A 9846-nucleotide genomic window follows, 5' to 3' on the forward strand; every position below is an offset into this window, starting at 1 on the left:
GGGCGGTGTGGAAAGCTCGTCGGGGCGAGCGGTCTAAAATTTGCCCCTGATTTTACGGGTTCGCCCTCCGCCCCCTTTTCGCCACCTCTGCATGCAGTTCACATCCACCCAAAAACGCGCCGCCAGCTGGACCGCCATCGTCATGCTGTGCGCCCTGGTGCTGTGGCTGCTGGCGCCGGCGCTCACGCCCTTCGTGGTGGCCGCCGTGCTGGCCTACGCCCTGCACCCGCTGGTGCGGCGCCTCGACGCCTGGTGGGGCGGACGCCTGCCGCGCGTGCTGGCCGTGCTGTCGGTGGAACTGCTGTTCCTGATCGCCGCGCTAGGCCTGGTGCTGCTGGTCGTGCCCATCCTGAGCAAGGAGCTGCCGCTGATGCGCGAGCAGCTGCCCCTGCTGCTGGACCGGCTGGGCGATTGGCTCAGGCCGCTGCTGGCGCAGTTCGGCCTGCGCGTGTCGCTGGACCTGGCCAGCCTCAAGGCCTTGCTGCTCAAGTACCTGAACACCAACAGCGAGGACCTGCTCGCCTCGCTGCTGTCCTCGCTCAAGCTGGGCGGCAGCGTGGCCCTGGCGGTGGTCGGCAACGCGGTGCTGATCCCGGTGGCGCTGTTCTACCTGCTGCTCGACTGGGACCGCTTCGTGGCGCGCGCCGTCGAGCTGGTGCCGCTGCCGCTGCGCGAGGCCTACGACCGCTTCATGGACGAGGCCGACGCCGTGCTCGGCCAGTACCTGCGCGGCCAGCTGCTGGTGATGCTGGCCCTGGCCGTCTACTACAGCGCCGGCCTGGCGCTGTTCGGCCTGGACCTGGCCGTGCCCATAGGCGTCTTCACCGGCCTGGCCGTGTTCGTGCCCTACCTGGGCTTCGGCCTGGGCCTGGTGCTGGCCCTGCTGGCCGGGCTGCTGCAGTTCGCCTCGGCCAAGGCCCTGGTCATGGTCGGCGTGGTCTACGGCCTGGGCCAGCTGATCGAGAGCTTCTTCCTCACGCCGCGCCTGGTCGGCGAGCGCATCGGCCTGCACCCGCTGGCCGTGATCTTCGCGCTGCTGTCCTTCGGCCAGCTGTTCGGCTTCGTCGGCGTGCTGGTGGCCCTGCCGGCCAGCGCCGTGCTGCTGGTGGCGATGCGCCGCCTGCGCCAGGGCTACATGGAAAGCCGCCTCTACCAGGGAACCGCCTTGAATCCAGTGAGCACGCATGAAACAGATCGCGCTTGATATCGGACTGGCCACGGGGCCCACGCTGTCGAGCTACTTTGCCGGCCCGAACGAGGCCGCACTGCGCCACGTGCAGCTGTGGGCCGCCAGTCCCCAGCGCGCGCCGGTGCCGACCTACCTCTGGGGCGACAGCGGCAGCGGCAAGACGCATCTGCTCAAGAGCGTGCGCGAGGCGCTGCGCGAGCAGGGCGCGAGCTGCGGCTGGCTGGACGCCGGGCTGCGCGAGCCGCCCGAGTTCGACGAGGCCTGGAGCGCGGTGCTGATGGACGACGTGCACCTGTACAACGCCGAGCAGCAGCACCAGGCCTTCAACTGGTTCGTCAACGCCCTGACCCCCAGCGCTGGCAAGCCGCGCTGGGTGCTGGCCGCGGGCGAGCTGCCGCCGGCCGACCTGGCCCTGCGCGAGGACTTGCGCACCCGGCTCGGCTGGGGCCATGTGTTCGCGCTGCAGGTGCTCGACGAGCCCGCGCGCCGCGCCGTGCTGCGCCAGCAGGCCGACGCGCGCGGCGTGTTCCTCGGCGACGAGGTGATGGACTTCATGCTCAACCGCTTCTCGCGCGACCTGGGCAGCCTGATGCAGCTGCTCGACCACCTGGACCATTACGCGCTGCAGACCCAGCGCGCCATCACCATTCCGCTGATCAAATCCATGCTGGAGAACGAGTGAGTTCCGACAAAGTGAAATTGGCCTTGTTCGACCTGGACCACACCCTGCTGCCGATCGATTCGGACTACTCCTGGGGCGTGTTCACCACCGACATCGGCTGGACCGACCCCCATGCGTTCCGGCAGAGGAACGACGAGTTTTTCGCCCATTACCAGGCCGGCACGCTGGACATCCATGACTACGTGCGCTTTGCTACCGAAGCGGTGCGCTTGCAGGGGGCCCAGAAGGCCGCCGAGGCCCATGCGCGCTTCATGCGCGAGGTGGTCGGGCCGCAGCTGCGGCCCGAGGCGCAGGCCCTGGTGCGCCAGCACCAGCAGGCCGGCGACCAGGTGGTGATCGTCACCGCCACCAACGAATTCGTCACCCGACCGATCGCCCAGGCCTTCGGCGTGGACGAGCTGATCGCGGTGGAGCTCGAGCGCGGGCCGGACGGCTGGATCACCGGCGAGATCCGCGGCACGCCCTCGTTCAAGGACGGCAAGGTCACGCGCGTGGCCGAGTGGCTGTCGGCGCGCCGGTTAGACTGGCAGGATGTGGAGATGAGTTTCTACTCGGACTCCATGAACGACCTGCCGCTGCTGGAGAAGGCCCAGCGCCCGGTGGCGACCAACCCCGACCCGCGCCTGCGCGCTCTGGCCCAGCAACGCGGCTGGCACATTCTCGACCTGTTCCCCTCGCATTCATGATCAAGAAAATCATCGACAAGCTGCTCGGCAAGCCCTCGGCCAAGGCCGGCAGACCGAGCTTCGGCAAGCGCGTGGAGGTCGGCGTCGAGAGCCATGGCATCGACCCCTCCCTGGTCGACGAGCGCGCGGTCAACGTGGTGCGCACGCTCAAGGCCGCGGGTTTCGAGGCCTATGTCGTCGGCGGCGCGGTGCGCGACCTGCTGGTCGGCCTGCGTCCCAAGGACTTCGACGTGGCGACCAACGCCACGCCCGAGCAGGTCAAGGGCCTGTTTCGCCGCGCCTTCATCATCGGCCGGCGCTTTCGCATCGTGCACGTGGTCCATGGCCGCGGGCGCGAGCACGAGGTGATCGAAGTCTCCACCTTCCGCGCCTACATGGACAACGCCGCAGCCGAGCAGGTCAGCGGCAACGAGCGCACCAGCAAGAGCGAGCTGGCCGGGCTGCACCATGCGGTCGACGCCAGCGGCCGCGTGCTGCGCGACAACGTCTGGGGCCCTCAGGACGAGGACGCGACGCGCCGCGACTTCACCATCAACGCCATGTACTACGACCCTGAGACCCAGGTCGTGGTCGACTACCACAAGGGCATACAGGACGCGAAGAAGCGCATGCTGCGCATGATCGGCGACCCGGCCGCGCGCTACCGCGAGGACCCGGTGCGCATCATCCGTGCCGTGCGCTTTGCCGCCAAGCTCGCGCCGCTGGGCTTCACGCTGGAGCCCAAGACCGCCAGGCCCCTGGTCGAAATGCGTGACCTGCTGGCCGACGTGCCGCAGAGCCGGCTGTTCGACGAGATGCTCAAGCTGCTGCAGACCGGACATGCCGTGGCCACGGTGGCTCAGCTCCAGGCCCTGGGGCTGGCCAGGGGCATCTACCCGCTGCTGGACGTGGTGGTGGAGCGCGCCGAGGCGCCCTTCGTCAGCGCTGCTCTGGCCGACACCGACCGCCGCGTCGGCGAGGGCAAGCCGGTGGCGCCCAGCTTCCTGCTGGCCTGCGTGCTGTGGGCCGACGTGCGCGAGGGCTGGTCGCGCCGCCTGGCGCAGCGCCAGCACCCGTTCCCGGCGTTGCAGGAGGCGATCGACGAGGTGTTCGACGCGCGCATCGGCGACGTCTCGGGCCGCGGCAAGCTGGCCGCCGACATGCGCGAGATCTGGATGATGCAGCCGCGCTTCGAGAAGCGCGTGGGCAGCACGCCGTTCGGCCTGGTCGAGCAGCCGCGCTTTCGCGCCGGCTTCGACTTCCTGCGCCTGCGCGCCGACGCGGGCGAGATCGACGACACGCTGGCCGACTGGTGGCAGGAGTTCAGCCTGGCCGACGACGCGGCGCGCGAGGACCTGGTGGCCCAGGTCAAGGCCGAGCACCAGCGCAAGCCGCGCGAGCCCCGGGCGCCGCGCGTGCACCGCGCGCCTGCCGCCGCCGGCGACGCCGGGCCGGACGGCCGCACCGCGGCGGGTACGGCAGACATGATGCCGGAGGCCGAAGGCGCGCCCGAGGGGGCCGGCGACGCGCCCGCCAAGAAGCGCCGCCGGCGCCGCCGCAAGCCGGCGGGTGGCGGCGCGCCGCAGCCGGAGGCCGGTTGACCACACCGGCACGCGAGCCGGTGCGCGCCTATGTGGCCCTGGGCGCCAACCTGGGCGACGCGGCGGCCAGCGTGCGCCAGGCGCTGGATGCGCTGGGCCGGCTGCCCGGCACGCGGCTGCTCAGCCGGTCGCGCCTGTACCGCAGCGCGCCCCACCAGGCCAGCGGCCCGGATTTCATCAACGCCGTGGCCGAGCTCGAGACCCGGCTGCCGGCGCCCGAGCTGCTGCAGGCCCTGCAGGCCCTGGAGCAGGCCGCCGGGCGCGAGCGCCCTTACCCGAACGCGCCGCGCACGCTGGACCTGGACCTGCTGTTGTACGGCGAAGCCCGCATCGCCAGCCCCAGGCTCACCGTGCCGCACCCGCGCATGGGCGAGCGCGCCTTCGTGCTGCTGCCGCTGGCCGAAATCGCGCCCGAGCGCGTGCCCGCCCCGGCCCTGGCGGCGGTGGGCGACCAGTCCATCACGGCCTTGTGAGCGCCGGGCCGCGGGCCGTGCCGGTCGGGCTGGGCGGTTACACTCCCGGCCAGTCATCAAATCGTCACATTTCTGACGTCATCACCCATTCAGGAGTTCGCCATGCTGTTTGGCAAGCTGTTGCCCAAGGAGGGCAATTTTTTTGAACTGTTCAACCAGCATGCCGACCGCATCGTCGAGGCGGCTCGTGCCTTCTCGCAGCTGGTGGCCCATTACAACGACCCCCACCTGCGCGAAAAATTCAACCAGGACGTGGACAACGCCGAGCGCTCGGCCGACCGCGTGACCCAGGAGGTCAACCGCCTGATCCACACCACCTTCATCACGCCGATCGACCGCGAGCAGATCCACGCGCTGATCAACCTGATGGACGACGTGGCCGACCTGATCCAGGACTCGGCCGAGACCATGGCGCTGTATGACGTGCGCCACATGACCGAGGAGATCTCGCGCCTGACCGACCTCTCGCTCAAGTGCTGCGAGCGCGTGCGCGACGCGGTCAAGCTGCTCGACAAGATCGCCGACCAGGCCACGGCCGAGGCCGCGCTCAAGACCTGCGAGGAGATCGACAAGCTCGAGTCCGACGCCGACCGCGTGATGCGCAGCGCCATGAGCAAGCTGTTCCGCGAGGAGCCCGACGTGCGCGAGGTGATCAAGCTCAAGGCCATCTACGAGCTGCTCGAGACCATCACCGACAAGTGCGAGGACGTGGCCAACCAGATCGAGGGCATCGTCCTCGAGAACTCCTGATCAGGGCGGACAGCAGGCATGGAAACGGTACAGGCCGCCCTCTGGGTGGTGATCCTGCTGGTGCTGCTCGCGCTGGCCTTCGACTTCATGAACGGGTTTCATGACGCGGCCAACTCGATCGCCACCGTGGTCTCCACCGGCGTGCTCAAGCCCACCCAGGCGGTGGTGTTCGCCGCCTTCTTCAACTTCGTCGCGATCTTCATCTTCCACCTCAGCGTGGCCGCCACGGTGGGCAAGGGCATCGTGCAGCCCGGGGTGGTGGACACCCATGTAGTGTTCGGCGCCCTGGTCGGCGCCATCACCTGGAACGTCATCACCTGGTACTACGGCATACCCAGCAGCTCCTCGCACGCGCTGATCGGCGGCATCGTGGGCGCGGTGATTGGCAAGGGCGGCGTGGACGCGCTGCTGGCGGCCGGCATCCTCAAGACCGTGGCCTTCATCTTCGTCTCGCCGCTGCTGGGCTTCACGCTGGGCTCGCTGATGATGGTGGCGGTGGCCAACCTGTTCCGCCGCACGCGGCCCAACAAGGTCGACAAGTGGTTCCGCCGCCTGCAGCTGGCCTCGGCCGGCGCCTACAGCCTGGGTCACGGCGGCAACGATGCGCAGAAGACCATAGGCATCATCTGGATGCTGCTGATCGCCACCGGCTACGCCGCGGCCAGCGACGCCTCGCCGCCCACCTGGACCATCGTCTCCTGCTACCTCGCCATCGGCCTGGGCACCATGTTCGGTGGCTGGCGCATCGTCAAGACCATGGGCCAGAGGATCACCAAGCTCAAGCCGGTCGGGGGCTTCTGCGCCGAGACCGGCGGCGCGATGACGCTGTTCCTGGCCACGGCCCTGGGCATTCCGGTGTCGACCACCCACACCATCACCGGCGCCATCGTCGGCGTGGGCTCCACGCAGCGCGCCAGTGCCGTGCGCTGGGGCGTGGCCGGCAACATCGTCTGGGCCTGGATACTCACGATCCCGGCCAGCGCCTTCGTCGCCGCTTGCGCCTACTGGCTGAGCCTGCAGCTGTACTGAGCCGACCGCATCAGAGGCCGCATGGCCTCTCGGCCCCGCCTACTGCGAGATCTTGCGCGCTTCCTCGATCTGGTATTCGAAGTAGCGCTGGAAGCTGAACACGATGCTGGCCATCAGCACGGCCGTGCCTATCATCAGCGAGGCCACGATGGCGCCTATGGTGATCCAGCCGGTGCGGCCGGGCGCGGCATCGGCCGGCGCCTGGGGGTTGAAGCGCGCGTTCCAGCGCTCGGGCGTCATCAGTCCGTACAGGATGGCGCGCAGCGCGCAGCCCGCGATCGTGAAGCCCAGCAGCGGAATCAGCAGCCAGCTCAGCGAGTCGTCCTGGCCGAACTGCTGCACCCGCTGTATGCCGTACAGGCCCAGCGCGGTCGGAATCGGCAGCAGCCAGCCCAGCGGGTCGGCCAGGCCGTGCAGGTAGAAGCGGTGCAGGCCCAGGGGGCCGCCGAGAAAGGCCAGCCAGGCGGCCAGGGTCTTGTTCTTCATGATTCGGGCGAAGTCGTGTCCCCGGCGCCCAGGGCCTTGTCCATCAGCACTACGTCCAGCCAGCGCCCGAACTTCCAGCCGCAGGAGCTCAGCACGCCGACCGGGCTGAAGCCGTTGCTGCGGTGCACGCCGATCGAGCCGGTGTTGGACGAGTCGCCGATCACGGCGATCAGCTTGCGCACGCCGGCCCGCTCGGCCCGCGCGCAGAGCTCGGCCAGCAGGGCGCGGCCCAGGCCCAGGCCCTTGGCGTGCGGCGCCAGGTAGATCGAGTCCTCGGCCGAGAAGCGGTAGGCCGGGCGCGGCTTGAACCAGTTGCAGTAGGCGAAGCCCGTGACCTGGCCGCCGTCCTCGACCACCAGCCAGGGCATGCCCTTGTCCAGCACGTCGGCGCGGCGCGTCGCCATCTCGGCCTCGCCGGGCGGATCGATCTCGAAGGTGCCCGTGCCGTGCAGCACATGGTGGGCGTAGATGGCGGTGATGGCGGCGAGGTCCTCGTCGCGGCTGGGGCGGATCAGGGGCATGGGGCTATAATAGAGAGCTTTTCAGTGTGTCGCTGGCCGGGTGGCCATGTCGCGTGTCTCAAACGCTGGAAAAATTGACTTCGAGCTGCAATCAAAGCGAGGCCTAGGCCGGCCGGGAACGGGATCGTTTTGATTGCGGCTCGAAACACCACCCATAGGATAAATCATGGTTGTTATTCGCCTCTCCCGCGGCGGCTCCAAAGGCCGTCCCTTCTTCAACATCGTGGTCGCCGACAAGCGCGTGCGCCGCGATGGCCGCTTCATCGAGCGCATCGGCTTCTACAACCCGATCGCCGTGGAAGGCGAGGAGGGCCTGCGCATTGCCCAGGACCGCCTGACCTACTGGAAGGGTGTCGGCGCCCAGGCTTCGCCCACGGTCGGTCGCCTGATCGATCAAGCGGCCAAGAAGGCGGCCTGATCCCAGATGCTGCCCGTTCTTGAGCCTGCCGAACTGCCGGCAGACGCCATCGAGGTCGGGCGGATCCAGGACGCCTGGGGCGTCAAGGGCTGGTTCAAGGTCCTGCCCCACAGCGCCTCGCCCGAGGCGCTTTTTTCTTCCAAGCGCTGGTACCTGCAGCCCGCCGAGCGGGGGGCCAAGACCTTTGCCGGCACCGTGCGCCTGTCGATCAAGGAAGCCAAGGACCACGCCGACACGGTCGTGGCCTGCGCGCACGAAATCCCCGACCGCAATGCCGCCGAGTCGCTGCGCGGGGCGCGCATCTTTGTCCCGCGCTCGAGCTTCCCGAGCGCCGGCCAGGACGAGTACTACTGGGTCGACCTGATCGGCCTGGACGTGGTCAACCGCGAGGGCGTGGCCCTGGGCCAGGTGCGCGACCTGATGTCCACCGGCCCCCAGACCGTGCTGGTGCTGGCCTACGCCGAGGGTGACAAGACGCTGGAGCGCATGATCCCCTTCGTCTCGGCCTACGTGGACAGCGTCGATCTTGCAGCCCGGCGCATCACGGTCGACTGGCAGCCCGATTACTGAATTCTGGATCGGCTGGGGCCCGTGGCCATGCGCTTCGACATCATCACCCTGTTCCCCGAGCTGTTCGCGCCCTTTCTCGCGAGCGGCGTGACGCGCCGCGCCTACGAGAGCGGCCAGGTGCAGGTGCGGCTGTGGCAGCCGCGCGATTTCGCCGAGGGCAATTACCGCCGCGTCGACGACCGGCCCTTCGGCGGCGGCCCCGGCATGGTCATGCTGGCCGAGCCGCTGCGGCGCTGCCTGGAGGCCATACGCGCCGAGCGCGCCGAGTCCGTGCCTGCGCCCGTGGTGCTGTTCTCCCCGATCGGGCGCAAGCTCGACCATGCCAGCGTGGCGCGCTGGTCGGAGAGCCAGGGCGCCATCCTGGTCTGCGGCCGCTACGAGGGCATAGACCAGCGCTTCATCGACGCCTACGTGGACCAGCAGATCAGCCTGGGCGACTTCGTGCTCTCGGGCGGCGAGGTTGCGGCCATGGCCCTGCTCGACGCGGTGGCGCGCCTGCAGCCGGGCGTGCTGCACGACCAGGGCAGCCACCAGCTCGACAGCTTCAACCCCGCGCTCGACGGCCTGCTGGATTGCCCGCATTACACCCGGCCCGAGAGCTGGCAGGGCGCGCCCGTGCCGCCGGCGCTGCTGTCGGGCCACCATGCGCAGATCGAGCGCTGGCGCCGCGATCAGCGCCTGGAGATCACGGCCCGGCACCGCCCCGACCTGATCAACGCGGCCCGCGCGGCCGGCCAGCTGAGCCGGGTCGACGAGACCCTGCTGGCCCGCCTGGCCGCCGCCCAAGACTGAGCCCGGCGCAACTTGCTATAATCCAAGGCTTTTCGATCCTCTGCCGGCCGCGGCATTCAAGAAGAGGGCGCAGCACCACCGCTTTCGCCCTTGCCGCCTTCAGCGTAGCGCGTGCATGATCGTATGAGGTAAACATGAATCTGATCCAGACCCTCGAGCAGGAAGAAATCGCCCGTCTCGGCAAGAACATCCCCGAATTCGCCCCCGGCGACACGGTCATCGTGAACGTCAACGTGGTCGAAGGCAACCGCAAGCGCGTGCAGGCCTACGAAGGCGTGGTGATCGCCAAGCGCAACCGCGGCCTCAACAGCGGCTTCACGGTGCGCAAGATCTCCAGCGGCGAAGGCGTGGAGCGTACCTTCCAGACCTACAGCCCGCTGATCGCCAGCATCGAGGTCAAGCGCCGCGGCGATGTGCGCCGCGCCAAGCTGTACTACCTGCGTGACCGCAGCGGCAAGTCGGCCCGCATCAAGGAAAAGCTGCCGAACCGCGCCAAGGCCGTCGCCGCCTGAGCGCACGCCGTTCCAGCGAAAGCCGCCTGCGCTCAGCCCAGGCGGCTTTTTTCTGTGCGCCCGGCACGGGCGCACTCTTGGAGGTGCAAGTCCTCCCGTGAGTTGATCACAGCGAACGAAGCGAAGCGCAACTGCATGAGGGTGACCGAGTGTGGGGA

13 protein-coding genes are annotated in these 9846 nt (G+C 69.0%); 11 read left to right on the top strand and 2 right to left on the bottom strand.

Annotated elements, in window-relative coordinates:
- Positions 1–91: 91 nt before the first annotated feature.
- The 7 genes from FFS10_RS21810 (at position 92) to FFS10_RS21840 (ending at position 6389) form a co-directional block, all read left to right on the top strand.
- The gene (locus tag FFS10_RS21810) at positions 92–1204 is read left to right on the top strand and encodes an AI-2E family transporter (protein WP_137896699.1); all 1113 of its coding nucleotides are present in this window, start codon (positions 92–94) and stop codon (positions 1202–1204) included.
- Positions 1185–1871: a DnaA regulatory inactivator Hda gene (gene hda, locus FFS10_RS21815; protein ID WP_137896700.1), complete on the top strand. Its 687-nt coding sequence runs from the start codon at positions 1185–1187 to the stop codon at positions 1869–1871. Before FFS10_RS21810 ends, hda begins: the two co-directional genes overlap by 20 nt.
- Before the next feature lie 11 nt (positions 1872–1882).
- Entirely contained in the window at positions 1883–2557 is a 675-nt protein-coding gene (locus tag FFS10_RS21820; protein ID WP_137896711.1) for a histidinol-phosphatase, read from the top strand.
- A complete protein-coding gene (gene pcnB, locus FFS10_RS21825; RefSeq protein WP_137896701.1) occupies positions 2554–4137 on the top strand; it encodes a polynucleotide adenylyltransferase PcnB in 1584 nt (527 codons plus the stop codon). The genes FFS10_RS21820 and pcnB overlap by 4 nt, the downstream gene beginning before the upstream one ends.
- Positions 4134–4610 carry a 2-amino-4-hydroxy-6-hydroxymethyldihydropteridine diphosphokinase gene (gene folK / locus FFS10_RS21830; RefSeq protein WP_137896702.1) on the top strand — a complete coding sequence of 159 codons (477 nt, stop codon included), beginning with the start codon at positions 4134–4136 and terminating at the stop codon, positions 4608–4610. Before pcnB ends, folK begins: the two co-directional genes overlap by 4 nt.
- A 102-nt stretch (positions 4611–4712) precedes the next feature.
- Entirely contained in the window at positions 4713–5360 is a 648-nt protein-coding gene (locus FFS10_RS21835; protein WP_137896703.1) for a DUF47 domain-containing protein, read from the top strand.
- 18 nt (positions 5361–5378) lie between these two features.
- Positions 5379–6389 (top strand): inorganic phosphate transporter, encoded by a 1011-nt coding sequence (locus tag FFS10_RS21840; RefSeq protein ID WP_137896704.1) that lies wholly within the window; start codon positions 5379–5381, stop codon positions 6387–6389.
- A gap of 39 nt (positions 6390–6428) precedes the next feature.
- On the opposite strand, the gene FFS10_RS21845 is transcribed toward FFS10_RS21840, so the two are convergent.
- A complete protein-coding gene (locus tag FFS10_RS21845; protein ID WP_137896705.1) occupies positions 6429–6875 on the bottom strand; it encodes a TM2 domain-containing protein in 447 nt (148 codons plus the stop codon).
- The gene (locus FFS10_RS21850) at positions 6872–7396 is read right to left on the bottom strand and encodes a GNAT family N-acetyltransferase (RefSeq protein WP_137896706.1); all 525 of its coding nucleotides are present in this window, start codon (positions 7394–7396) and stop codon (positions 6872–6874) included. The genes FFS10_RS21845 and FFS10_RS21850 overlap by 4 nt, the downstream gene beginning before the upstream one ends.
- A gap of 166 nt (positions 7397–7562) precedes the next feature.
- Here FFS10_RS21850 and rpsP point away from each other — a divergent pair, with 166 nt between their 5' ends.
- From rpsP to rplS, 4 genes are all read left to right on the top strand, one after another.
- Positions 7563–7814 carry a 30S ribosomal protein S16 gene (gene rpsP / locus FFS10_RS21855; protein WP_137896707.1) on the top strand — a complete coding sequence of 84 codons (252 nt, stop codon included), beginning with the start codon at positions 7563–7565 and terminating at the stop codon, positions 7812–7814.
- Between the two features lie 6 nt (positions 7815–7820).
- Positions 7821–8384 carry a ribosome maturation factor RimM gene (gene rimM / locus FFS10_RS21860; protein WP_137896708.1) on the top strand — a complete coding sequence of 188 codons (564 nt, stop codon included), beginning with the start codon at positions 7821–7823 and terminating at the stop codon, positions 8382–8384.
- Between the two features lie 27 nt (positions 8385–8411).
- A complete protein-coding gene (gene trmD, locus FFS10_RS21865; RefSeq protein ID WP_137896709.1) occupies positions 8412–9176 on the top strand; it encodes a tRNA (guanosine(37)-N1)-methyltransferase TrmD in 765 nt (254 codons plus the stop codon).
- A 134-nt stretch (positions 9177–9310) separates the two neighbouring features.
- A complete protein-coding gene (gene rplS / locus FFS10_RS21870) occupies positions 9311–9688 on the top strand; it encodes a 50S ribosomal protein L19 (protein ID WP_137896710.1) in 378 nt (125 codons plus the stop codon).
- Positions 9689–9846 lie beyond the last annotated feature (158 nt).

Source organism: Ramlibacter sp. 2FC (genome assembly GCF_005503345.1).
In the GTDB taxonomy this organism is placed as follows: domain Bacteria; phylum Pseudomonadota; class Gammaproteobacteria; order Burkholderiales; family Burkholderiaceae_C; genus SCMQ01.

Bases quoted from the DNA above. Each gene is read 5' to 3' on its own strand.
- FFS10_RS21845 (WP_137896705.1), bottom strand. From the start codon at position 6,875: ATGAAGAACAAGACCCTGGCCGCCTGGCTGGCCTTTCTCGGCGGCCCC.
- rimM (WP_137896708.1), top strand. From the start codon at position 7,821: ATGCTGCCCGTTCTTGAGCCTGCCGAACTGCCGGCAGACGCCATCGAG.
- FFS10_RS21850 (WP_137896706.1), bottom strand. From the start codon at position 7,396: ATGCCCCTGATCCGCCCCAGCCGCGACGAGGACCTCGCCGCCATCACC.
- trmD (WP_137896709.1), top strand. From the start codon at position 8,412: ATGCGCTTCGACATCATCACCCTGTTCCCCGAGCTGTTCGCGCCCTTT.
- FFS10_RS21840 (WP_137896704.1), top strand. From the start codon at position 5,379: ATGGAAACGGTACAGGCCGCCCTCTGGGTGGTGATCCTGCTGGTGCTG.
- rplS (WP_137896710.1), top strand. From the start codon at position 9,311: ATGAATCTGATCCAGACCCTCGAGCAGGAAGAAATCGCCCGTCTCGGC.
- FFS10_RS21810 (WP_137896699.1), top strand. From the start codon at position 92: ATGCAGTTCACATCCACCCAAAAACGCGCCGCCAGCTGGACCGCCATC.
- FFS10_RS21835 (WP_137896703.1), top strand. From the start codon at position 4,713: ATGCTGTTTGGCAAGCTGTTGCCCAAGGAGGGCAATTTTTTTGAACTG.
- pcnB (WP_137896701.1), top strand. From the start codon at position 2,554: ATGATCAAGAAAATCATCGACAAGCTGCTCGGCAAGCCCTCGGCCAAG.
- hda (WP_137896700.1), top strand. From the start codon at position 1,185: ATGAAACAGATCGCGCTTGATATCGGACTGGCCACGGGGCCCACGCTG.
- rpsP (WP_137896707.1), top strand. From the start codon at position 7,563: ATGGTTGTTATTCGCCTCTCCCGCGGCGGCTCCAAAGGCCGTCCCTTC.